Below are 22,113 nucleotides of genomic sequence, written 5' to 3' on the forward strand. Positions count from 1 at the left end.
AGCGGCGCCGGGGCCTACGACTTCGGCCGCTGGAACTTGTAGATGAACTGATCGGTGTGGCCGCGAAGGATCGGATCAAAGACCATCTTGGTGTGGTCATCATCCGAATTGGCCAGGACCTTGCTTTCGCCGACGTATTTGAAACCTGCGGCCTCCAGCTGCTGGCGGACCAGGGCCGGATCAATTCGGTGCAGGGTGTTGGCGGTTGCGATCAGGGGCGCGCCGTGTGCGGCGGCGTGGTCCAGCACAATGAAATAGCCGCCCGGCTTCAGCGCATAGAAAATGGAGCGGTTCGCAACGGCGATATTGGCCTTGAAGCGGGTCAGAAACAGGTCGTGATAGTTCTGCGAGGTCCAGATCACATCTGCCTGTTTCGGCAGGCTGATGGCGCCGACATTGCCCTCGACAACCTTGATGTTCTCATTGCCGGGCTCAGCCGCCACAGCCAGGATCGGGTTGGGCTTGGTGGCGTTCGGTGCAGGCGCGTTGACCACGGCGAAGACCGTGCCCTTGGGCCCGACCGTCTTCGAAAAAATCCTTGTGAAGTATCCGCCGCCCGGCAGGAAGTCCGCGACGGTTTGACCCGGCTTGACGCCAGCGAACTCAAGCATTTCGGCCGGCTTGCGATCTGCGTCACGCTTGGTGTCGGCTTCCGGTCGTCCCTTGTCGGCAACCGCGGCGACAACGGCGGCCGAGGGCTTTGCAAAGGCAGGCAGGGTCGTTGCAGAGACGCTGGCGACCAGGGCCAGGACAAGACTCATCTTCATGGGAAACCTCCGGGTTTGATTGTCCGCCATTACCACATGCGGAAGTTGGCGTCTCTCATCAGGCTGGATTCAGGGGCTTCCAGGTCTCACTCTCTGGCAAGGGCGCAAAGATCCCGTCCAGCAAGTCCTCCGATACGCCTGCCAGATCCGCTGGCGTCCATCTTGGCGTATTGTCCTTGTCGACAATCACCGCTCGGACGCCTTCCTGAAAATCAGGCAGGCAGACAACCCGCGATCCGATGCGGAACTCCATTTCCATGTTCTCAGCAAAGGTTTTTGCAGCCACGCCCAGGGACAGTTGCCGGAACGCCACCTTCAGGGTTTGAGGGGACTTGGAGGCCAGAACCGTCAGTTGGGCCTGCGCCCACTCGGTCCCCATGGCCTCAAGTTCGGCAATCATGGCTTCCACCGAAGCCTGCCCGAACACGCGATCGATCTGGTCCTGATGCATGGCCAGGGGCGGCCTTCCGGCATCACTCTCATACTCGGTCAGCAGGGTTTCGACGGCCGCCGGGTCTGCAATCAAGGCTGACTTGAAGACCTCGACCTGATCCGACGGAATGAAGTCGGTCGCCATCCCGATCAGTTCGCAATCCGCCGCCTTGATCCTGGCGCCGGTCAGAGCCAGCCACATGCCTATGTGGCCCGGCATGCGGGGCAGGAACCAGCCGCCCCCAACGTCAGGGAAAAGGCCGATGCCGGTCTCGGGCATGGCGAATGTGGTTCTTTCGGTGGCGACCCGATACCGGGAGGGGGCGGCCAGTCCGACGCCGCCGCCCATGGTCACGCCGTCCATCACGGTGACGATCGGCTTCGGGTATTCGAAGATCAGGTGGTTGAGCTGGTACTCCGTCCGGAAGAACGCCCTGGCAGCCGCACCGTCCCCTGCCCCGCTTTCGGCCAGCATCCGGATGTCTCCGCCGGCGCAGAAGCCGCGCTCGCCCGTATGGTCCAGCAGGACCAGGGTGATGGCCGGATCATCGCGCCAGGCCAGAAGGGCCTGGGTGATCAGGTCACACATCTCCCTTGTCAGCGCATGTAGCGCCTGGGGCCGGTTCAGGCTCAGTCGTCCGACCTTGCCCTCCGTGCGGACAATGACGTCGCTCATTGGCGAAGCAGCTCCCTTGCGATGATCACACGCATGATTTCGTTGGTGCCTTCGAGGATCTGATGCACCCGCAGGTCACGCACGATCCGCTCGAGGGGGTAATCCTTAAGATAGCCATAGCCCCCATGCAGCTGAAGGGCCTGGTTGGCGACCTCAAACCCTGCATCCGTCGCAAACCGCTTGGCCATGGCGCAATACCGGGTTGCGGCGGGATCCTTCTGGTCGAGGGCGTGGGCTGCGCGGCGGACCATCAGTCGGGCCGCATCAAGTTCGGTGGCCATGTCGGCGAGACGGAACTGCAGGGCCTGAAAGTCGGCAAGTGACTGCCCGAACTGCTGGCGGGTCTTGAGATAGACCTGGGCTGCATCAAGGGCGCACTGGGCGCCGCCGAGGGAACAGGAGGCGATATTGATCCGCCCGCCGTCCAGACCAGCCATAGCGAACCTGAAGCCCTCGCCTTCGGAGCCGATCAGGTTCTCAGCCGGGACCCGGCAGTCATCGAAATTGACCTGGGCGGTCGGCTGGGAATTCCAGCCCATCTTCCGCTCCTGGGCTCCAAAGGAGAGGCCCGGAGTTCCCTTCTCCACGACAAGGGCAGACACCCCCTTGGCGCCAGGCCCGCCGGTCCTCGCCATGACCACATAGATGTCGGATACGCCAGCGCCCGAAATGAAGGCTTTTGAGCCGTTCAGGACGAAGTGATCGCCGCCGCGAACCGCCGAGGTGCGGAGACTGGCGGCGTCGGAGCCTGACGAAGGTTCGGTCAGGCAATAGCTGGCGATCAGATCCATGGTCGTCAGCCGGGGCAGGTACTTGCGTCGAAGCAGGTCCGACCCGAAACGGTCGATCATCCAGGACGCCATGTTGTGGATGGACAGGAAGGCAGAAGTCGAAACATCCCCCTCGGCCAGGGCTTCGAATATGATGGCTGCGTCCAGACGGCTCAAATTCGAGCCACCGACATCCTCGGCAACATAGAGCCCGGCAAATCCCAGGCTTGCGGCCTGTCTCAGGACGTCGGTCGGGAAGTGGCTTTCTGCATCCCACCGCGCCGAATGCGGGGCCAGTTCATCCCGCGAAAAATCCCGGGCGAGGTTCTGCAAAGCCGTCTGATCGTCGGTAAGGTTGAAGTCCATTCCGTTCCGCCCCGCCAAAGCCGTTCCAGCAACTGACCCCAGACGGGGGACAAGTCAACGCGACGGCCTTGCATAGCTTCGATGGATAAGTCACAGGCCATTTCATGACCCACACGCCCCTCGCCCCCTACCCCGCCCTGCGTCTGCGCCGCCTGCGTCAGGCAGACTGGATCCGCCGACTGGTCCGGGAAACCGTCCTGACGCCAGCCGACCTCATCTGGTCCATGGTGGTCCATGAGGGTGAAGGCGAGATCGCCGTTCCATCCATGCCCGGCGTTGCGCGGCTCTCGGTGAAGGAGTGCGCCAAGGCGGCCGTTGAGGCGCGCAGGCTGGGCATCCCGGCCATAGCTGTCTTTCCACACATTGATGGCTCGAAGAAGGACGCAACGGGCAGGCTGGCCCTGGATCCCGACGGCGTCGTCGCCCGCGCAGTGAAGGCCATGAAGGACGCGGCTCCGGAAGTCGGCATCATGTGCGATGTCGCCCTGGACCCCTTCACGGACCATGGTCATGACGGCATTATCGAGGGCGGCAGGATCCTGAATGATCCGACCATCGAGATCCTCGTGGCCCAGGCCCTGATGCAGGCCGAGGCCGGCGCAGACATTCTGGCGCCTTCCGACATGATGGACGGCCGCTGCGGCGCCCTGCGCAGCGCCCTGGAAGGCGCTGGCCATCAGGATGTGATGATCATGTCCTATGCCGCAAAATATGCGTCAGCCTTCTACGGTCCCTACCGGGAGGCCATCGGCTCAGGGAAGCTTGGAACCGGCTCGATAGACAATCCAGCCGACAAGAAAACCTACCAGATGGACTACGCCAATTCCGAGGAAGCCCTGCGGGAGGTCGCCCTCGACATCGCAGAGGGCGCCGACATGGTCATGGTCAAGCCCGGCATGCCCTACCTGGATATCGTCTCGCGTGTGGTTGAGGCCTTCAAGGTGCCGACCTTCGCCTTCCAGGTCTCTGGCGAGTACGCCATGATCAAGGCGGCGACAGCCAATGGTTGGCTGGACGAGGATCGCGCCATTCTGGAAAGCCTGGGTGCCTTCAAACGGGCTGGCGCAGCCGGCGTCATCACCTATTTCGCCCCCGTGGCCGCAAGGATGCTGGGGGCCTAGAGTTCGATCAGGAAATAGGTGCTGGGGGCGTCCAATCCGGGGAGATCGATCATTCCCTGGAAGGTGAAGCCGACCTTTTCCAGAACCCGCATGGATGCCTTGTTTTCGGGCTTGGTTATGGCCGCCAGGGTCTTCATTCCCAGTTTGTCATGGGCGTGGGCAATGGTTGCGGCCGCGGCCTCTTGCGCATAGCCCCTGGACCAGGCGGACTCCAGGAAGGCATAGCCGACATCAGGGAAGTCGAGCCCCTCCCGGCGCACCAGACCGCAGAGGCCAAGGCTCTCCCCCGTCTCACGGCTGGTCACACGCCACAGGCCAAATCCATTGTCTCGATAGCTCTGCCCCTGACGGTTCTCGATATAGCCCGCCGCCGCCTCCAGGTCGTAGATCTCGCGATCGCCGATGTTCTGGAGAAACCCGGGCTCATTGAGCAGCTGGAAAATGAACAGGTCATCCCGGCCCGCCTTCAGTTCGTCCAGAATGAGCCGCTCGGTTTCAAGGACCAGCTGGCTCATGGCTTTTCCAGGCGGGCGACAAGGCTGGAGGTATCCCAGCGGTTTCCCCCCAGGGCCTGAACCTCGGCATAATAGCCATCGACGAGTTCGGTCAGGGCAAGCCGGGCGCCATTGGACCTTGCTTCATCCAGGACAAGGCCAAGATCCTTCCGCATCCAGTCAACGGCGAAGCCGAAATCGAACCGCCCCTCGGCCATGGTCCCCCAGCGATTGTCCATCTGCCAGGACTGGGCGGCGCCCTTGGATATTGCGGCCAGGACATCACCCGTATCGAGACCCGCCCGCTTGGCGAAGTGCATGGCCTCCGCCAGCCCCTGCACCACACCGGCGATTGCAATCTGGTTGACCATCTTGGCCAGCTGCCCTGATCCGGCTTCTCCAAGCCTCCGGACTGCCTTGGCGAAGGCGGAAATCACCGGCTCAGCCCTGGCGAAGGCCTCAGCTTCGCCGCCGCACATGACGGTCAATTGCCCGGCCTCAGCGCCCGCCTGGCCGCCAGAGACCGGGGCGTCCACAAAGGCGCGTCCGACATTCTTCGCCTGGACCGCCATTTCCCGCGCCAGTTTCGCGGAGGTCGTGGTGTGGTCGATAATGATCCCCCCTTCGGCCATCGCCGGCAGGGCCAAAGCCACCACTTCGCGCACGTCGTCATCGCGACCGACACACAGGAAGACCATCTCCGCGCCTGCTACGGCCTGGGGGATCGCATCGGCGCTGGCGCCGCTGAAGCTCCGGGTCCACTTCACCGCCTTTTCAGGCGAGCGATTGAAGACGGTGACCTCGTGGCCGGCCTTTGCGAGGTGGCCCGCCATGGGAAACCCCATGACCCCGAGCCCGATAAAAGCGACCTTCATGACCGATCTCCAATCTTCAACACCATCTTAACGACACAAGCGCACCCTGCCGGGGAATCACGGTTAACAGGAGCAAACCATGGCGCTCGGCGAACGGCCCATCCTGATCAAAAAGGTCAAGAAGGTTTCGGGCGGCGGCCACCACGGGGGCGCCTGGAAGGTCGCCTATGCCGACTTCGTGACCGCCATGATGGCCTTCTTCTTGCTCATGTGGCTGATCAATACCAGCAGCCCGGAACAGAAGCGGGGTATTGCAGACTATTTTGCGCCGGCCAGCGTCGCTGAAACCACATCAGGGTCCGGCGGCATCCTCGGCGGAACGGCCCTTGGCGAAGATGGGGCCAAGTCCGCAGGATCCATGTCGGTAATCCAGGAAACCACGCCAGAGGTCAAAGACCCTTCCGAGCAGAAAAGCCGCGACGCCGCCAACGGCACCGCCTCCGAAGCCGCGGCCCAGGCCATGCGCGACGCGATGGCGAAACGTGAAGAAGTCGCATTTGCTTCCGCCGCCGAGTCGATCCGGCAAGCCCTCCAAGACATGCCTGAACTGGCGGAGCTGTCGAAGAACATCATAGTTGATCAGACCCCGGAGGGGCTGCGCATCCAGTTGGTAGATCAGGAGGGCAGATCCCTGTTCGCCCAGGGCAGCCCGGCGCCCAATGACCGCGCCAAGGTCCTGCTGCGGGCCCTGTCCAAGATCATCAATACACTCCCGAACCGGATATCGATCTCCGGGCACACTGCGGTCAGCATGAATGGATCGACTGCAGATACCGACTGGGGCCTTTCATCCGCCCGGGCTGACGCCTCCCGCCGGGTGCTGCAGAGCGCTGGCGTCTCCCAGGACCGCATCTACCAGGTCTCGGGCAAGGCCAATTCCGAGCCCCTCTACATTGATGATCCGACCCTGCCGGGCAACAGGCGGATCGCCATTGTTCTGCTTCGCGAAGCGCCTGTCCTACCGCCAGACAGCGGCATGTAGGCCTGCCTTGGGCCTGGAGGCTTGCATGGAAGGACTCCAAAGCTCTAATTGGGCTCCTGTCGCCCCTAGGTCGATCCAAAGTCCGTGACGCAACATTTTCCGACCCGCCAACTCCGGTTCTTCCTGACCGCACCGGCGCCGTGCCCCTACCTGCCTGACCGCCTGGAGCGAAAGGTCTTCGCCCATCTGCCCCTTTCCGATGGGGCGAACGTCAATGACAGCCTGACCCAGGTTGGCTTCAGGCGCTCCCAGAACATCGCCTACCGCCCAGCCTGTGAAACCTGCTCTGCCTGCGTCTCGGCGCGGATTCCGGCCAGCGACTACCAATTCTCCAGGTCTGAACGAAAAGTCCTGAACCGGAATGTCGACATCGCGCGAAATCTGGTTGAGGCCGAGGCGACCATGGAACAGTTCGACCTGCTCCGCCGGTATCTCGGCGCCCGTCACGCTGACGGTGGCATGGCGGAAATGGGCTGGCCTGATTTCGTCGCCATGGTCGAAGACACAGCTGCCAGAACCCATATGATCGAGTATCGGCAACCCTCAGTAGACAATGGCCCCGGCGACCTGATTGGCTGCGCGCTGGTGGACCTGATGAGCGATGGCCTCAGCCTGGTTTATTCCTTCTATGAGCCCGACATGCCCAAGCGCAGTCTGGGATCACTGATCATTCTGGATCACCTGCAGCAGGCATCCCTGACCAACCTTCCGTACATCTATCTGGGCTATTGGGTCCGCGGCTCGGAAAAGATGAATTACAAGGTGCGCTTCTCACCCATAGAGTTGCTTCGCCCCCAGGGGTGGACCTTGATGGCGGCGCGGGATCTCGAGGAAACCTCACCCTCCATTCACTCACAGGAATGGACGGCAATATCCCCATAACTCTGCCTGTGCGGCGTCGACCTTGCAGGGTCAGGTCCATAGAATGGCGATGTGTCCGTCGATCTGAAAACTCCGCAGCAGATGCGTCTGAACTTCCGACGCCCGCCAGCCTATCTTCCGGATGAGTTTTCCGTCGGCCCAAGCAACCGCGACGCTGTCGCACGCCTTCGAGCCTGGGAAACCTGGCACAACGGAAGCCTGGCCCTGATTGGGCCCGAAGCCGCAGGCAAGACCCATCTTGCGCGGGTTTGGGCCGAACGCGTTGGCGCCTACATCTGCCCGGAAGGTTTGCGGACACTTACCGCCCATATTGACGGACCGATTGTCGTTGAGGACGCGGACAGGGCCGACATTCCGGAACTCCTGTTTCACCTGCTCAACCGTGCAGCCCAGACAGGTCAACCCCTGCTTTTGACGGGACGTACCCTCCCCGGCACATGGCCAGCCCAGATTCCGGACCTACGTTCCCGCCTGAACGCAATGCAGGTGGTCGAGCTCTCCCCCCCTGACGACGAGGTCCTGACAGACATCCTGCGCTCATTCTTCAAGAGCCGGAACATTCGTCCCTCAGAGGACATCTATCCCTACCTCATGGCCCGAATGGAGAGGTCCATCGCTGCAGCGAGAGATCTCGTGGACCGGTTAGACGAGGCTGCTGACGCCATGGGCCGTCCGGTATCCAGGGCGCTTGCCAGGGAGGTTCTGGGAGACGATACCGAAAATCTTGACCTTTTTGAGGGATGACACCGTGGCGTCACGGTTTGCGCGCCATATATCTGGCGACCAGCCTTGGCGGATTTGAGCGAACCGGAGCTTCCTTTCAGATGACGATTGTTTCGCAGGTCGATCAAAAATCAGCCGCGCCGATCAGTCCCAGTCTGGTCCTGGATCCTGATCTGGCCACCTCGCCCCAGCGATTCTTCAATCGTGAACTCTCCTGGCTGGCCTTCAACGAGCGGGTGTTCGATGAGAGCCGCAATCCGCGGCACCCCCTTCTGGAGCGCCTGCGGTTCCTCTCGATTTCCGCCAACAATCTCGACGAATTCTACATGGTGCGGGTGGCGGGCCTGAAGGCCCAGGTCCGCGAAAGCGTCCGGGTGCTCAGCCAGGATGGCATGACCCCTGCCGAGCAGCTTGAGCAGGTCAACGCCCACGCCGCACAGTTGATGACCCATCAGCAGGACCGCTGGCGGGACCTGGCCCGGGAACTGGCGGGTGAAGGCATGAAGGTCGTTTCCTCCAACGAGGTGACGCCTACGGAAAAGGCCGCAATTGAAGAGACCTTCCTGTCAAAGGTCTTTCCGGTCCTGACGCCTCTGGCCATTGACCCTGCTCACCCGTTCCCGTTCATCCCCAACCTTGCCTTCTCTCTCGTCATGAAGATCAGACGCAAGGCGGACGGCCGTCTTCTCTATGCTCTGGTCCCCATTCCGGCCCAGGTCGCTCGCTTCTGGGAGATCCCGACGGCTGGACGGCGCAAAAAGGGTGAGCACAGGTTCATCACCCTCGAGGGTCTCGTTGCGCTGTTCTATGACAAACTCTTCCCTGGCTGTGATGTCGCTGGGGTTGGGGTTTTTCGCCTGATCCGCGACTCCGACGTCGAGTTCGAGGAAGAAGCCGAAGACCTGGTCAGGGAATTTGAAGCCGCCCTCAAGCAGCGCCGTCTCGGCTCAGTCGTTCGGGTCGAAATAGAAGCTGCAATGCCCAAGGAGTTGCAGGATTTCATCTGCCACAACCTGCATGCCCGAAAGGATGACATCATCCTGATCGACGGCCTGCTCGGTCTGGACGAACTCAGCCAGTTGATCCCGGCCGACCGGTCAGACCTGAAGTTCAAGGCTTTCGAACCCCGCTTCCCCGAGCGGATCCGCGATCACGCCGGCGACTGCTTCGCTGCAATCCGTGAGAAGGACATTCTTGTCCACCACCCCTTCGAGAGTTTCGATGTGGTGGTGCAATTCCTGCGGCAGGCGGCCCGGGATCCAAACGTCCTGGCCATCAAGCAGACCCTTTACCGGACCTCGAAGGATAGCCCCATTGTCGCCGCCCTGATCGAGGCGGCCGAGAACGGCAAGAACGTCACCGCCCTGGTGGAAATCAAGGCGCGGTTCGACGAAGAAGCCAACATGAAGTGGGCCCGCGACCTCGAGCGCGCCGGGGTGCACGTGGTCTTCGGCTTTGTCGAGTACAAGACCCACGCCAAGCTCTCGATCGTGGTGCGCAAGGAAGGCGACGCCCTGCGGACCTATTGCCACTTCGGCACGGGCAATTATCACCCGGTGACCGCGCGCATCTACACCGACCTGTCGCTGTTCACATCGGACCCGGCCATGGCGCGGGATTCGGCGCGGCTGTTCAACTACATCACTGGCTATGCCCGTCCCGACACCTTGGAAAAGCTGTCCTTTTCTCCCCTGACAATGAAGCCGGATCTGCTGGCTCTGATCGCCAGCGAGGCCGCCAACGCAAGGGCCGGAAAACCAGCAGCCATCTGGGCGAAACTCAACGCCCTGGTCGACCCGCAGATCATCGACGCCCTCTATGCTGCAAGTCAGGCTGGAGTTCAGATCGAGCTGGTCATCAGGGGCATTTGCTGCCTCCGGCCGGGACTTGCGGGTCTGTCCGAGAACATCCAGGTCAAGTCCATTGTTGGGCGCTTCCTGGAGCATGCCCGGATCGTGGCCTTCGCAAACGGCGCTCAGATGCCTTCCTCGGAGTCCCGTGTCTTCATTTCATCGGCAGACTGGATGTCCCGAAATCTGGACCGAAGGGTTGAAGCCTTGACCCCAGTGGAAAATCCGACGGTTCACCAGCAGGTTCTGCAGCAGATCATGGTCGCCAACCTGAAGGACGAGGCCCAGAGCTGGAGCCTGGACGCAGCAGGACGCTATGCCCGCGATCCATCCTGGGATCATCCCGGAGCTTTCTCGGCGCACGAATACTTCATGACCAATCCCAGCCTGTCAGGGCGGGGCCAAAAGGTGAAGGATATGCCGCGTGCGATTGATCATGTGGCTTCACGGGCCTAAACCTCTCCGGCCCGGGCGCCTTCCCTAATCCGGGCCCGACCAGGAACACACCTTGCCGCGAAGCCGACGACAGGCAGCCGTAATTGATATCGGCTCGAATTCCGTCCGCCTGGTGATCTATCGCATCGAAGGCCGTGCGATCTGGACCTTGTTCAATGAAAAAGCCCTTGCAGGTCTTGGACGGGATCTCGCCTCAAGCAGGCGTCTTTCCCCTGAAGGGGTCGAGACAGCCCTGAAAGCCCTCCGCCGTTTCAAGGTGGTCCTGGGAGGCTGGGAGACCAGAGACATTGCGGTTGTCGCCACAGCGGCCGTTCGGGACGCCAGGGATGGCATGTCATTTGTCCAGAGGGTGATGGATGAGACCGGTCTTCAGGTGCGCATCCTGTCTGGTGAAGAAGAGGCGCGCTATGCAGCATTGGGCGTTGTCGCAGGGCATCCGAATGCGGCTGGAATCGTCGGCGACCTCGGGGGCTCCAGCCTTGAGCTGACCCCCTTGAGTGCGCCGGGTGCGGGGGTGACACTCCCTCTGGGCCCATTTGCACTGGGAGCCCCCAGACCTATTGATATCGACAAGGTTCGCCGCAAGACGGAAGCCGCCTTGTCGCCCCTGGCGAAGGGCTTTTCGACGGCGGAATTCCATGCCGTTGGGGGCGCATGGCGTAACCTCGGCCTGCTCCACATGGCCATGGCCGACTACCCGCTTCACGTGGCCCATCAGTACGAGATGAGTCGATCTGACGCGATTGATGTGGCTCGCTTCGTAGCCCGGCAGTCCCGAAGCTCCCTTGAAGGCATTGACGGCCTCTCGAAGAAACGTTTCGACACCCTGCCCTACGCCGCCGTGGTGCTGGAGGCACTGATCGAAAAGCTGGCTGTCCAGAGAGTGGTCGTCTCAGCCTTCGGCCTCCGGGAGGGGCTGCTGTTTGAAGCCATGTCGCCGGAAGCCCAGGCAACCGACCCGCTTATTGAAGGTTGCGAGGCCCTGACATCCTCACCCGGGGCCTTCTCCCCTATTGGTCCGTCACTGGAAGCCTGGGTCGCGCCGATATTCCGGGAACTGGAAAACCTCTTCGGCGACCGCGACCCCACCCTGATCGCGGCGGCCTGCCGCCTTGCCGACCTCGGAGCCCGTCTCCACCCCGATCACCGTGCGGACCTGGCCTTCGACCAGGTCCTGCGGGCGCCCATAGCGGGCATGTCCCATGCAGAACGCGCCTTCCTGGCCTGCGCGGCGTTCTCGCGCCATACATCGGCGACATCCCATCCCGAGCAGAATGTGGTCGCAAGGCTGTTATCCCCGGATCGTCGCCTGCGCGCCCGGACCCTCGGCGCCGCTGTCCGGCTTGGATGCGATATCGCGGGGCGCAATCCGGAACTGCTTTCCCACCTGACCATCACCCTGACACCCGAGAAGCTCGCCCTGCGCGCGGACTCTGGCTGGGAAGACATGCTGCTCGGCGAACAGACCATCAAGCGCGCTACAACCCTGGCCCAGGTGCTGCGGGTCAAGCTGGACCTCGGATAAGGACACGCCTCCATGCAGTTGCTCATCGGCGCTCAAGCCCTGAACCGCATTTCTGATCGGGCAGCCGGCCTGCTTCGGGACCTTGAGGTTGTCACACTGGCTGCGCCCGGGAGGTTTGAACGGAACGGCCAGGAGATCCCGACCTCCCAGATTGACCCGGACCTGATCTGGTCCAGCCTGGACCTCTACAAGAACGGCATGCTGCCCGATCTGCTGCGCGTGGTGCTCAAGGGCGCCAAGGGACAGTGGATGCAGACCTTCAATGCCGGCCTGGATGCGCCGGTCTTCCGCGCCATCATGGAAAAGGGTGTCCGGATCACCAAGTCCGACGCCCAGTCTGTCCCGATAGCTGAGTATGTGGTTGGACACGCCATCAGTCTGATCCTGCCCATAGCAAGACAGGCCGAGTTGCAGGGCCAGAAGGTATGGGCCCCGACCCCGTACAAGGAGATCGGCCAGACCCGCTGGACCCTGATCGGGTATGGCGCCATCGGCAAGGCGATCGCTGTCAGGGCAAAGGCCTTCGGGGCGCATGTGACGGTCCTCAGGCGGCAGGTTGCTCCGGATCCTCTGGTTGATCGGGTTCTGGGGCTGGAGGCTCTTGGTGAGGTTCTGCAGGACTCCGATGTTGTGGTTCTTGCCTGCGCCCTGACGGATGAAACCCGGAACCTCGCTGACGATTCATTCTTCAGCGGTCTCCAGGCTGGATCCATCCTGATCAATATCGGCCGTGGAGGCCTTGTGGACGAGGACGCCCTCAGGCGTGGCCTGGCTGAGGGCCGCCCAGCCCATGCCGTGCTGGATGTTTTTCAGACAGAGCCCCTGCCGGAAGATCACTGGATCTGGAGTCACCCCCAGATTCGGGTCTCGGCCCACACGTCCAATTCAGGAGAAGGCGTTCTGGAACGGGGAGATGAGCTGTTTGTCGCCAACCTGTCCCGCTACCTGTCTCGCGAGGCCCTCCTGAACGAAGCTTCACGGGAAGAAGTCGGCCTTACGAACATCGTCCCCTGAGACGATGCCATCCTGAAGGCTGGGGCTCAAGCGCCTTGCTCCGAGCCTAGCAATGCCGCGTCGGCGCGAGCCTGGAGCACGCCTTCCTGGCGCTTGAGATAGACCGCTGCAAACACGAGAATTGCCAGGCCAAGGGCCAGGGTCGCCCAGGCCAGAATTCCGGCCATGCTGTTGAAAAGGCCACCAAATCCATAGGCGCCATAGCCCACGACCGCCGCCCAAAGCATGGCGCCTGCGCCGCTGAAGGCCATGAAGCGCCGAAATGGCATGCGATAAATTCCGGCCAGGATTGATTGATAGACCCGCAGGACCGCCATCAGTCGTCCAAACAGCAGGATCTTGCCCCCATGAAACTGGAAAAGGTATCCGCCCAGGCGCATGCGTGCGGGAGTCAGGCCTACGTGGTGGCCGTGGCGCATCAGAACGGGATATCCGCCACGCCGACCGATCCAGTAACCGACCATGCCCCCGAGACAGGTCGCCAGGGCTGCGACCAGTACAATGTCTACGATGTCGATCTTGTGGGTGTGCTGGGCATAGACGGCAGCAGCGATCAACGCCGCCTCCCCAGGCAGCGGAATTCCAATCGTCTGAAAGAAGATCAGGCCGAAAACAGCCAGGTAGCCATACTGGGCTACGAAATCCGACAAATGAATAATGGTCACTGGAAAGCTCTCAAATCCTGACCACGGTCTTACCGATTGGCGCGAGAGAAATCACGGCAAGTTTCAGGTGCTGCAGACCAAAAGGTATGCCGATGATCGTCACGCAAAGCCCGACGCCCAGAATGATGTGGTTGATGGCCAGGTACCAGCCGCCAAGTACGAACCAGACAACATTCAGCAGCAGGCCGAGCGCCCCTGTCCCCAGGTCGGATTCACCGCGGTCCGCCCGGGAGATGACCTGACGTCCAAAGGGCCAGGCGCTGAAGCTGGCGATCCGGAAGGCTGCTAGCGCCCAGGGAAGGCCGATGATGGTGATCGCCAGAAGGACTCCAGACAGGCACCACAGCAGGCCGGAAACCCATCCGCCAAGGACAAACCACAGGATATTGAGGATGAAGCGCACGACAGTCTCCGGAATGTCCCCTCAGATGGGCTCATGCCGGAGGCGTTGCAAGTCACATCGCCTGCGGCTTGGGCGCGCGCCTGACTTCAACAACCCGCACACGGGTTCCATCCAGCACCAGGGCCAACTCCCCGCGCTTCAGACGCAGGGCGTCCTCGCCAAAGGCTTCAAAGCGCCAGCCTGTGAGCGCCGGCGTGGCCGCATCATCGTCATTGGCGATCATTTCGAGGTCTGACACCGTCGCAATCAGCTTGGACGCGACGCCAGCATCCTCGGCCCGCGCCTTCAGAAGCACCTTCAGAAGTTCCACGACGGCGCCGGCGGCCGGCGACGGAGAAGTCCTGGGCTTTTCGACGACTGGCGCATAGGCCTCGGGGTCCTTGAGGGCTTCACGGATCGCCTCAAGCAGGTCAGGTCCGAACCGCGAACCGGAAAAGCCCTTGGGAACCGATCTCAACCGGTCGATCTGGCCAGCGTCTGTGGGCGCCTGGGTCGCCAGTTCGTCGATGGCGTCATCCTTCAGGATCCGGCCGCGAGGCTGATCGCGCTGCTGGGCTGTCCGCTCACGCCAGGCTGCCACAGCCTTGTAGACGGCCAGGTACTTGGCCGTGTGCTTACGGGGCCGCAGACGCTTCCAGGCATTCTCGGGCTCAACGTCATAGAGCGCCGGATCACAGAGATTCTGCATTTCGTCGGTCACCCAGGCCAGCCGGCCCTCTTTCTCGAGGCGCTGTTTGAGCATGGGATAGAGACGTGCCAGATGGGTGACGTCGGCCAGGGCATAGGTAAGCTGGGCGTCGGTCAGGGGACGCCGGGCCCAATCGGTAAACCGGCTGGACTTGTCCAGTTCGATCTTCAGCATGTGCCGGACCAGGGCGTCGTAGGCGATCTGCTCGCCAAATCCCGCCGCCATGCCAGCAACCTGGGTGTCGAACAGGGGCCGGGGCATGGCCTTGAGATTATGGAATATTTCCACGTCCTGCCTTGCGGCGTGGAAGACCTTTTCAATGGTCGGGTCGCGCAGGACCTGCAGGAATGGCTCGAGATCCAGCCCCTCCGCCAGAGGGTCAATGACTGCCTCCGCATCGGGGGTCGCAGCCTGGATCAGGCACAGCATGGGCCAGTAGGTTGTCTCACGCATGAACTCTGTGTCCACGGCGACAAAGGGCTGGCCCTTGATCTTGTCACAAAACGCCTGCAGTTCGGCGGTGGTTGTAATCGGCGTCATCATTTAGCTATAGCCCGCCCAGGCCCCGAGTCTGCAACCCCGCAAGCAAATTTCTTGAAAGTCTTACAGTTATGAGCGACCGGCAGAACGGACTGACCTATGCCCAGGCCGGTGTGGACATCGACGCCGGCAACGCCCTGATCGAGAAGATCAAGCCCCTGGCCAAGGCCACCCGCCGTCCTGGCGCAGACGCGGCTCTGGGCGGCTTCGGCGCCCTGTTCGACCTCAAGGCGGCCGGGTATTCAGATCCTCTCCTGGTTTCGACGACGGACGGCGTGGGCACCAAGCTCAAGGTGGCCATCGATACGGGCCTGCATGACACGGTCGGGATCGATCTGGTGGCCATGTGCGTCAATGACCTTCTGGCCCAGGGCGCTGAACCCCTGCTCTTCCTCGATTATTTCGCCACCGGGAAACTCAATGTCGAGGAAGCCACGCGGGTGGTGGCCGGCATAGCCGAGGGCTGCAAACGCGCCGGCTGCGCCCTCGTCGGCGGCGAAACCGCCGAAATGCCCGGCATGTATGGCGAGGGCGACTATGACCTGGCGGGCTTTTCGGTCGGCGCCGTCGAGCGCGGCGCCGTGCTGCCGCGGCTGGATGACCAGGCCCCTGGGGACGTGATCATCGGCCTGGGCTCATCGGGGCCCCACTCAAACGGCTATTCCCTTGTGCGTCGCGTGGTTGAGCGTTCAGGCCTGGCGTGGTCCGCCAAGGCGCCCTTTGCCCCGGACCAGACCCTGGCTGAGGCGCTGATGGCGCCGACCCGGATCTACATCAAGTCGGTCCTGCCGCAGATCAAGGCCGGCCGCATCAAGGGATGCGCCCACATTACCGGCGGCGGTCTGATTGAAAATCCCCCCCGCGCTATCGCCAAAGGCCTGGACGCCCAGTTCGATTGGGGCGCATGGCCCCTGCCCCCGGTTTTCGCCTGGCTGCAGGCGGAAGGCGGGATCAGCGACCATGAACTTCGCCGCACCTTCAATTGCGGCGTCGGGCTGATCCTGATCGTGGCGCCTCAGGACGCGCCGGAGGTTCTGACCGAACTCCTGGCGGCCGGCGAGGACGCCTTCATCTGTGGTCAGCTGGTCGCCGCCTAGAGCCTGTTCCCTCTAGACGGAATCGTCTGAAGGGTCAGAACCGGCTCTAATTCAATAGCTTAGAGCATGACTGGATCCGATAACCGGTTCCCGCTTATCGGGTCCTGCTCTAGTTTCCTTCAAACCGCGCCGGGCGCTTCTGGTTGAAGGCCGCGACACCCTCGCGACGGTCATTGGTGGTGAAAAGGCGGTTGTACTCCCGCAATTCCAGATCCATGGCCTGGTCGACGGGCAGAACAGCGCCTGTCCGGACGACAGCCTTGACGGCGCGAATGGACAGCGGGGCCTTGCTGGCGATCAGGTCGGCGCGGGCCAGAGCTTCATTCACCAGGGCGTCGGGCGCGCAGACCCTGTTCACCAGACCAATGGACAGGGCCTCTGCGGCGTCCACCGGAACCCCGCTCATCAGCATTTCAGCCGCCCGGCGCTCGCCGACCGCGCGGGTCAGCAACTGGGTGCCTCCAAGCCCGGGAATAATGCCCAGCCCAGCCTCAGGAAGGCCGATCTTCGCGGTCTCGCTGGCCCAGGCGAAGTCGCAGGCCAGGGCCATTTCTGCGCCGCCGCCCATGGCCGCACCATTGATGGCGGCGATCACCGGGAAGGGACAGGCCAGCTGGGCCCTGATCATGTCCTCGAACAACTTGTGCTGCAGGGCCCAGGCGTCATCGGTCATGCCGTCGCGCTCTTTCAGGTCGGCCCCGGCGCAGAAGAACCGCCCCTCGCCGGTCAGGACAACCGCCCTGACATTGTGATCAGCCGCCAGGGCCAGCCAGAGGCCCAGCAGTTCCCGGCCCAAATCCGTGGACAGGGCGTTGGCCTGCGCCGGGCGCGACAGTGTCACAAGGTGCACGCCCTTTGAGGGCTCCAGCAGGCTGATGGTCTGGGTCATTGTGAGGGTCCTGCAACAATGCCGGCGTCATGCAGCCGGCCGATTTCCAGTCCGGAAAGCCCCAGCAAATTGGCCAGAACCTCGTCGGTATGTTGCCCCAGACGTGCTGCGGGCCGGGGCGTGGCCCTCTGATCCTGAGGCAGGGTCGCCGCGAATCCGGGGGCGGGATAGGCCTTGCCGCTGGGATGGAGCATATCCGAGAAGACCGGGTTGCCGACAAACAGTCGCGGGTCCTGCGCCGCCTGACTCATGGTCTGATAGGGACCCCAACAAACACCCAGCTGCTCGAAGACCGGCCTCAGATGATCCAGGGTCTTGGCGGCGAAGGCCTGCTCAAAAACGGGAAACAGCCGGTCGCGGTGGGCAAACCTCAAACCTTCATCGGCTGCGAAGTTCACACCCAGCTCGGCTTCCAGTGCAGATATTTGTGGCGCGATTTCAAGAACATCCTGAATTCCGCTCCACTGCCGACCCGTAATCGCCACCAGCATGATCCGCGTGCCGTCCGCGGTCACGAAGTCCCGGCCAAACGCGCCGAACAGGTCATTGCCCATGCGTTGGCGGTCGCCGGGCCCGACGGTGGACTCGGCGAGGAATCCGAGGTTGGCCAGGGTCGACGCCGCCATGTCGGACAGTGGAATACGGACCTCCCGCCCCTTCCCATCCCGGCTTCTGGCCAGCAGGGCTGACACCAGGGAAAATGCGGCATAGGCGCCGGTCAGCAGGTCCCAGGCCGGCAGGACATGATTGACCGGGCGCGGGTCGTCAGGATGGCCGGTGATCAAGGGAACACCTACGGCGCTGTTGACCGTATAATCCACGGCCGGTCGGCCATCAGCCCACCCCATGACCCGGACACAGATCAGGTCCGGCCTCAGGGCGGCGAGTTTCTCATAGGAAAGAAAGCCTTCCACCGGAAAGTTGGTGACAAAAACCCCACCTTCCTCGCCGGGCGCCGCCGCCAGCCGTTGGGCGAGTTCGCGCCCCTCGGGCCGGCCCAGGTCGATGGCGATGGACTTCTTCGACTTGTTCAGCCCCTCCCAGTAGAGGCTGTCTCCTGCCTCGGTGAGCGGCCAGCGCCGGAAATCCGGCCCCCCGCCAATATTGTCGAAGCGGATCACCTCGGCGCCCAGCTGGGCAAGATAGAGCCCGCAGGTGGGTCCGGCGACGAAGGCGGAGCCTTCGACAACGCGAAGGCCTTTCAGAAGGTCGTACATCAGAAGCTCTTGGGCATGCCCAGCACGTGGGTGCCCACGTGGCTGAGGATCAGATTGGTGGAGATCGGGGCCACTTGATAGAGCCGGGTCTCCCGGAACTTCCGCTCGATGTCATAGTCCTCGGCGAAACCGAAGCCGCCATGCACCTGGATTGCAGTATCCGCCGCGAACCAGGAGGCCTCGGAGGCGAGCATCTTGGCCATATTGGCCTCCGTGCCGCAGGGCTGACCTGCGTCGAACAGGTCGGCGGCGTGCTGCACCATCAGCTCGGCTGCGCTCATCTGGATATGGGCGCGGGCTATGGGAAACTGGACCCCCTGATTGGCGCCAATCGGCCCGCCGAACACCTCCCGTTCCTTGGCATAGGCGCTGGCCCGGTCGATGAAGAACTTGGCGTCGCCGATGCACTCGGCGGCGATCAGGATCCTTTCGGCGTTCATGCCGTCGAGGATATAGCGGAAACCCTTGCCTTCCTCGCCGATCAGATTGGCGGCCGGGACCCGCAGGTCGTCAAAGAAAAGCTCTGTGGTGGCGTGATTGAGCATGGTCCGGATGGGGCGGATGGTCAGGCCGTGTCCGATGGCCTGGCGCAGATCGACCAGCAGGACACTCATGCCGTCGCTGGACCTTGCGGCGTCTTCCCGCGCCGTTGTGCGGCACAGCAGGACCATCAGGTCGGAGTGTTCGGCACGGCTGATCCAGATCTTCTGGCCATTGACCACAAAGTCATCGCCATCGCGGCGCGCGAAAGTGCTAATGCGGGTGGTGTCAGTGCCGGCCCCGGGTTCAGTGACCCCGAAGGCCTGCAGGCGGATCTCTCCGGACGCAATCTTTGGCAAATAGGCCTGCTTCTGGGCCTCGCTGCCATGCTTGAGCAGGGTGCCCATGGTGTACATCTGGGCATGGCATGCGCCGCCATTGCTGCCTGACCGGTGGATCTCTTCGAGGACGGCCGTGGCCGCAGACAAGCCCAACCCAGAGCCGCCATAGGCTTCGGGAATCAGCACGGACAGGAAGCCGGCTTCGGTCAGGGCGGTGACGAATTCTGTGGGATAGGCGCGGTCACGGTCCTTGGCCCTCCAGTAGGGCCCGGGAAACTGACCGCAGAGACGCCGCACGGCGTCCCGAATCTCTGTGTGGGTTTCTGAAGCCATGGCTCTCCCTCGCAGGGAGAGCAGCTAACCCAGGCGCGCAGGTTTGGAAACCGCCCCCGCGCGCCTTTGGCGCTTAGCCGACGATGTCGGCATCAGTGAAGAACTGGGCGATTTCGAGCTTGGCGTTTTCCTGGCTGTCAGAACCATGGACCGAATTTTCGCCGACATTCAGGGCGAACAGCTTGCGGATGGTGCCTTCAGCAGCCTGCTCAGGGTTGGTGGCGCCCATGACTTCGCGATAGCGGGCCATGGCGTTGTCGCCTTCCAGAACCTGCACGACCACTGGGGCCGAGGTCATGGTTTCGACCAGTTCGCCATAGAAGGGGCGCTCGGCGTGGACTTCGTAGAACTTCTTGGCCTGGGCTTCGGTCATCTGGATGCGGCGCTGAGCCACAATACGCAGGCCCGCGTCTTCGATCACGGCGTTGATCTTGCCGGTCAGGTTGCGCTTGGTCGCGTCGGGCTTGATGATCGAGAAGGTGCGTTCAGTCATGGTCTCGGTGTCTTTTTTCTTTAGGGCTCGGGCGGAGGGTCCCCCAAACGGGTGGCGGCTTATAACCGCCTGTCCCTGTCAGGCCAATACGCGGAAAACGCATTCCTGCCGCGACGCAGCATTCGTCGTCTGCTAAAGCCCGCCACCGCCATGTTGCAAATCAACGATCTGACCTTCGACTCCTGGGGACGCCGGTTCTTCGACCACGCGACCGTCAGCCTGCCTGTGAGCGCAAAGGTCGGTCTGGTGGGCCGAAACGGGGTCGGCAAGTCCACGCTTTTCAAGCTTGTGCTGGACCAGCTCCACGCCGGTGATGGCGAAATCAGCTATCCCAAGACGGCCCGCGTGGCTTCGGTTGACCAGGAACATCCTGCGACACCTGTCAGCCTGCTGGACACCGTGCTCGCCGCCGATGAGGAGCGCGAGCGCCTGACCGCCAGCCTGGAAACAGCTGACCCCGAGCACCTGGGCGAAATCTATGCCCGCCTGTCGGAAATCGGTGCGGACCGGGCGCCGAGCCGAGCAGCTGAAATCCTTTCCGGCCTTGGTTTTTCCCACGCAGACCTGTCGCGGGCCATGGCGGAGTTTTCCGGAGGCTGGCGGATGCGGGTGGCGCTGGCTGCGGCCCTGTTCGCCGAGCCGGACCTGCTGCTGCTCGATGAGCCCACCAACTATCTCGACCTTGAGGGCGCCCTCTGGCTGGAAGCCCGCCTGCGCCGCTATCCCAACACGGCGATCATCATCAGCCACGATCGCGAAATCCTGAACAATTCCGTCGACCACATACTGCATCTGATCGACGGCAAGCTGGACCTCTATCCCGGCAATTACGACAATTTCGAGCGCCAGCGCGAAGAGCGGGCGCGGCTCCAGGAATCCACCCGCTCCAAGGTCGATGCCCAGCGCGCCCACCTTCAGGCCTTCGTGGACCGGTTCCGGGCCAAGGCTTCCAAGGCCGCCCAGGCCCAGTCGCGCCTGAAGCAGCTGGCCAAGCTTCCGCCGGTGTCGCCAGTGGCCGCAGAGCATACCGCGCCCTTCATCCTGCCCTCGCCGGAAAAGCCCCTGCCCCCGCCCCTCATCCGGCTGGAAGGTGTCTCTGCCGGTTATGAAGCGGGAAAGCCGATCCTCAAGGGCATGAACCTTCGCATCGACCTGGATGACCGTATCGGCATTCTGGGGGTGAATGGCGCAGGCAAGTCCACCTTCGCCAAGCTGGTGGCCGGCGCCCTGGAGCCCCAGTCAGGAGAAATGCGTCGTGACAGGCGCCTGAAGGTTGGCTGGTTTCACCAGCACCAGATCGAGGCCATGGATCCCAGCGACACCCCGCTGGAAATCATCCGCCGCGCCATGCCCGAATCCAGTGAGGCCAGCCGCCGCGCCCGCCTGGCCCAATGGGGAATCGGTTTCCAGAAGGTCGAGACCAAGGTCGCCAACCTGTCCGGCGGCGAGCGGGCCCGCCTGTTGCTGAACATGGTAGCACTCGAAGCCCCTCACCTTCTGATCCTCGACGAACCCACCAACCACCTGGACATAGACAGCCGCCGCGCCCTGCTGGACGCCCTCAATGACTATGAGGGCGCGGTGATCCTGATCACCCACGACAGGTCACTGATGGAGCTGGTGGCTGACCGTCTCTGGTTTGCAGCTGACGGTGGTCTGGCGCCCTTCGAGGGCGACATGGATGACTATGCAAAGCTGGTGATCGAGCGCTCAAGGGCCGCCGCGCGTAGCCCTACCCAGGTCAAGACCGAAGCCCCACCACCGCCGCCAAAGCAGATCGCGCCCAAGGCCAAGGTGCCGACAGGCCCCGCCCGCCGCCGGGCCGAAAGTGCTGAGGCCGCCCTGGCGCGCGCAACTGCGGCTGTCGCAGACCTGGACAAGGCCCTTACTGATCCAAAGGTCTTTGCCCAGAATCCCGCCCGGGCTGCAGAGCTTGGTCGGGAGCGCAACCAGGCCCAGGCCAAGCTCGAAGCTGCAGAGGCGGAATGGCTGGACGCCGTCGAGGCCTATGAAGCCATCCGGCAAGAGACCTGA

21 protein-coding genes are annotated in these 22,113 nt (G+C 62.7%); 9 read left to right on the forward strand and 12 right to left on the reverse strand.

The features are described from left to right. Window positions 1-14: 14 nt before the first annotated feature. The 3 genes from CFE28_09745 to CFE28_09755 are packed head-to-tail and all read right to left on the reverse strand — an operon-like array spanning window position 15 to window position 3,011. On the reverse strand, window positions 15-797 hold the full coding sequence (locus CFE28_09745) for a methyltransferase (GenBank protein ID OYU70245.1): 783 nt from the start codon (window positions 795-797) through the stop codon (window positions 15-17). 28 nt (window positions 798-825) lie between these two features. Then, window positions 826-1,875 (reverse strand): enoyl-CoA hydratase, encoded by a 1,050-nt coding sequence (locus CFE28_09750; GenBank protein ID OYU70246.1) that lies wholly within the window; start codon window positions 1,873-1,875, stop codon window positions 826-828. Next, window positions 1,872-3,011, reverse strand: coding sequence for an acyl-CoA dehydrogenase (locus CFE28_09755; protein ID OYU70247.1), 1,140 nt, complete (start codon window positions 3,009-3,011; stop codon window positions 1,872-1,874). The genes CFE28_09750 and CFE28_09755 overlap by 4 nt, the downstream gene beginning before the upstream one ends. 104 nt (window positions 3,012-3,115) lie before the next feature. On the opposite strand from CFE28_09755, the gene CFE28_09760 reads away from it, so the two are divergent. Continuing rightward, window positions 3,116-4,132: a delta-aminolevulinic acid dehydratase gene (locus CFE28_09760; protein OYU70248.1), complete on the forward strand. Its 1,017-nt coding sequence runs from the start codon at window positions 3,116-3,118 to the stop codon at window positions 4,130-4,132. Here CFE28_09760 and CFE28_09765 read toward each other — a convergent pair. Together CFE28_09765 and CFE28_09770 are read right to left on the reverse strand one after the other, a co-directional pair. Further along, window positions 4,129-4,647: a GNAT family N-acetyltransferase gene (locus tag CFE28_09765; protein OYU70249.1), complete on the reverse strand. Its 519-nt coding sequence runs from the start codon at window positions 4,645-4,647 to the stop codon at window positions 4,129-4,131. The genes CFE28_09760 and CFE28_09765 overlap by 4 nt on opposite strands. Further along, the gene (locus CFE28_09770; GenBank protein OYU70250.1) at window positions 4,644-5,501 is read right to left on the reverse strand and encodes an oxidoreductase; all 858 of its coding nucleotides are present in this window, start codon (window positions 5,499-5,501) and stop codon (window positions 4,644-4,646) included. The genes CFE28_09765 and CFE28_09770 overlap by 4 nt, the downstream gene beginning before the upstream one ends. A 79-nt stretch (window positions 5,502-5,580) precedes the next feature. Here CFE28_09770 and CFE28_09775 point away from each other — a divergent pair, with 79 nt between their 5' ends. From CFE28_09775 to CFE28_09800, 6 genes are all read left to right on the forward strand, one after another. Continuing rightward, window positions 5,581-6,483 (forward strand): chemotaxis protein MotB, encoded by a 903-nt coding sequence (locus CFE28_09775; protein ID OYU70251.1) that lies wholly within the window; start codon window positions 5,581-5,583, stop codon window positions 6,481-6,483. Window positions 6,484-6,567: 84 nt separating this feature from the next. Continuing rightward, window positions 6,568-7,365 carry an arginyltransferase gene (locus CFE28_09780; protein OYU70252.1) on the forward strand — a complete coding sequence of 266 codons (798 nt, stop codon included), beginning with the start codon at window positions 6,568-6,570 and terminating at the stop codon, window positions 7,363-7,365. An 81-nt stretch (window positions 7,366-7,446) separates the two neighbouring features. Continuing rightward, entirely contained in the window at window positions 7,447-8,109 is a 663-nt protein-coding gene (locus CFE28_09785) for a chromosomal replication initiator DnaA (protein OYU70253.1), read from the forward strand. Between the two features lie 80 nt (window positions 8,110-8,189). Beyond that, window positions 8,190-10,394: an RNA degradosome polyphosphate kinase gene (locus CFE28_09790; protein OYU71654.1), complete on the forward strand. Its 2,205-nt coding sequence runs from the start codon at window positions 8,190-8,192 to the stop codon at window positions 10,392-10,394. A gap of 52 nt (window positions 10,395-10,446) precedes the next feature. Next, window positions 10,447-11,919, forward strand: coding sequence for an exopolyphosphatase (locus CFE28_09795; GenBank protein ID OYU70254.1), 1,473 nt, complete (start codon window positions 10,447-10,449; stop codon window positions 11,917-11,919). A 12-nt stretch (window positions 11,920-11,931) separates the two neighbouring features. Further along, complete coding sequence (locus CFE28_09800; GenBank protein OYU70255.1) at window positions 11,932-12,933, forward strand: hypothetical protein; 1,002 nt, start codon at window positions 11,932-11,934, stop codon at window positions 12,931-12,933. Between the two features lie 26 nt (window positions 12,934-12,959). Here the strand turns inward: CFE28_09800 and CFE28_09805 are convergent, their stop codons facing one another. The 3 genes from CFE28_09805 to rnd are packed head-to-tail and all read right to left on the reverse strand — an operon-like array spanning window position 12,960 to window position 15,229. Next, window positions 12,960-13,598 (reverse strand): hypothetical protein, encoded by a 639-nt coding sequence (locus CFE28_09805; protein ID OYU70256.1) that lies wholly within the window; start codon window positions 13,596-13,598, stop codon window positions 12,960-12,962. A 10-nt stretch (window positions 13,599-13,608) separates the two neighbouring features. Beyond that, window positions 13,609-14,001 carry a hypothetical protein gene (locus tag CFE28_09810; GenBank protein ID OYU70257.1) on the reverse strand — a complete coding sequence of 131 codons (393 nt, stop codon included), beginning with the start codon at window positions 13,999-14,001 and terminating at the stop codon, window positions 13,609-13,611. Window positions 14,002-14,053: 52 nt separating this feature from the next. Continuing rightward, a complete protein-coding gene (gene rnd / locus CFE28_09815; protein OYU71655.1) occupies window positions 14,054-15,229 on the reverse strand; it encodes a ribonuclease D in 1,176 nt (391 codons plus the stop codon). Window positions 15,230-15,300: 71 nt separating this feature from the next. Between rnd and CFE28_09820 the strand changes: the two genes are divergently transcribed. After that, on the forward strand, window positions 15,301-16,326 hold the full coding sequence (locus tag CFE28_09820; protein OYU70258.1) for a phosphoribosylformylglycinamidine cyclo-ligase: 1,026 nt from the start codon (window positions 15,301-15,303) through the stop codon (window positions 16,324-16,326). Window positions 16,327-16,435: 109 nt separating this feature from the next. Here CFE28_09820 and CFE28_09825 read toward each other — a convergent pair whose 3' ends face one another. The 4 genes from CFE28_09825 to CFE28_09840 all read right to left on the reverse strand — a co-directional run bounded on the left by CFE28_09825 (window position 16,436) and on the right by CFE28_09840 (window position 20,079). Further along, window positions 16,436-17,215 carry an enoyl-CoA hydratase gene (locus tag CFE28_09825; protein ID OYU70259.1) on the reverse strand — a complete coding sequence of 260 codons (780 nt, stop codon included), beginning with the start codon at window positions 17,213-17,215 and terminating at the stop codon, window positions 16,436-16,438. Then, window positions 17,212-18,432 (reverse strand): carnitine dehydratase, encoded by a 1,221-nt coding sequence (locus CFE28_09830; GenBank protein OYU70260.1) that lies wholly within the window; start codon window positions 18,430-18,432, stop codon window positions 17,212-17,214. Before CFE28_09830 ends, CFE28_09825 begins: the two co-directional genes overlap by 4 nt. Continuing rightward, window positions 18,432-19,586, reverse strand: coding sequence for an acyl-CoA dehydrogenase (locus tag CFE28_09835; protein ID OYU70261.1), 1,155 nt, complete (start codon window positions 19,584-19,586; stop codon window positions 18,432-18,434). Before CFE28_09835 ends, CFE28_09830 begins: the two co-directional genes overlap by 1 nt. 73 nt (window positions 19,587-19,659) lie before the next feature. Next, a complete protein-coding gene (locus CFE28_09840) occupies window positions 19,660-20,079 on the reverse strand; it encodes a nucleoside-diphosphate kinase (GenBank protein OYU70262.1) in 420 nt (139 codons plus the stop codon). A 150-nt stretch (window positions 20,080-20,229) separates the two neighbouring features. On the opposite strand from CFE28_09840, the gene CFE28_09845 reads away from it, so the two are divergent. After that, window positions 20,230-22,113: a glycosyl transferase family 1 gene (locus tag CFE28_09845; protein OYU70263.1), complete on the forward strand. Its 1,884-nt coding sequence runs from the start codon at window positions 20,230-20,232 to the stop codon at window positions 22,111-22,113.

It is taken from the genome of Alphaproteobacteria bacterium PA2 (assembly GCA_002256425.1).
Classification (GTDB): Bacteria; Pseudomonadota; Alphaproteobacteria; order Caulobacterales; family Caulobacteraceae; genus Phenylobacterium.

Bases quoted from the DNA above. Each gene is read 5' to 3' on its own strand.
- CFE28_09745 (OYU70245.1), bottom strand. From the start codon at position 797: ATGGCGGACAATCAAACCCGGAGGTTTCCCATGAAGATGAGTCTTGTC.
- CFE28_09750 (OYU70246.1), bottom strand. From the start codon at position 1,875: ATGAGCGACGTCATTGTCCGCACGGAGGGCAAGGTCGGACGACTGAGC.
- CFE28_09755 (OYU70247.1), bottom strand. From the start codon at position 3,011: ATGGACTTCAACCTTACCGACGATCAGACGGCTTTGCAGAACCTCGCC.
- CFE28_09760 (OYU70248.1), top strand. From the start codon at position 3,116: ATGACCCACACGCCCCTCGCCCCCTACCCCGCCCTGCGTCTGCGCCGC.
- CFE28_09765 (OYU70249.1), bottom strand. From the start codon at position 4,647: ATGAGCCAGCTGGTCCTTGAAACCGAGCGGCTCATTCTGGACGAACTG.
- CFE28_09770 (OYU70250.1), bottom strand. From the start codon at position 5,501: ATGAAGGTCGCTTTTATCGGGCTCGGGGTCATGGGGTTTCCCATGGCG.
- CFE28_09775 (OYU70251.1), top strand. From the start codon at position 5,581: ATGGCGCTCGGCGAACGGCCCATCCTGATCAAAAAGGTCAAGAAGGTT.
- CFE28_09785 (OYU70253.1), top strand. From the start codon at position 7,447: ATGCGTCTGAACTTCCGACGCCCGCCAGCCTATCTTCCGGATGAGTTT.
- CFE28_09790 (OYU71654.1), top strand. From the start codon at position 8,190: ATGACGATTGTTTCGCAGGTCGATCAAAAATCAGCCGCGCCGATCAGT.
- CFE28_09800 (OYU70255.1), top strand. From the start codon at position 11,932: ATGCAGTTGCTCATCGGCGCTCAAGCCCTGAACCGCATTTCTGATCGG.
- rnd (OYU71655.1), bottom strand. From the start codon at position 15,229: ATGACGCCGATTACAACCACCGCCGAACTGCAGGCGTTTTGTGACAAG.
- CFE28_09820 (OYU70258.1), top strand. From the start codon at position 15,301: ATGAGCGACCGGCAGAACGGACTGACCTATGCCCAGGCCGGTGTGGAC.
- CFE28_09825 (OYU70259.1), bottom strand. From the start codon at position 17,215: ATGACCCAGACCATCAGCCTGCTGGAGCCCTCAAAGGGCGTGCACCTT.
- CFE28_09830 (OYU70260.1), bottom strand. From the start codon at position 18,432: ATGTACGACCTTCTGAAAGGCCTTCGCGTTGTCGAAGGCTCCGCCTTC.
- CFE28_09835 (OYU70261.1), bottom strand. From the start codon at position 19,586: ATGGCTTCAGAAACCCACACAGAGATTCGGGACGCCGTGCGGCGTCTC.
- CFE28_09840 (OYU70262.1), bottom strand. From the start codon at position 20,079: ATGACTGAACGCACCTTCTCGATCATCAAGCCCGACGCGACCAAGCGC.
- CFE28_09845 (OYU70263.1), top strand. From the start codon at position 20,230: ATGTTGCAAATCAACGATCTGACCTTCGACTCCTGGGGACGCCGGTTC.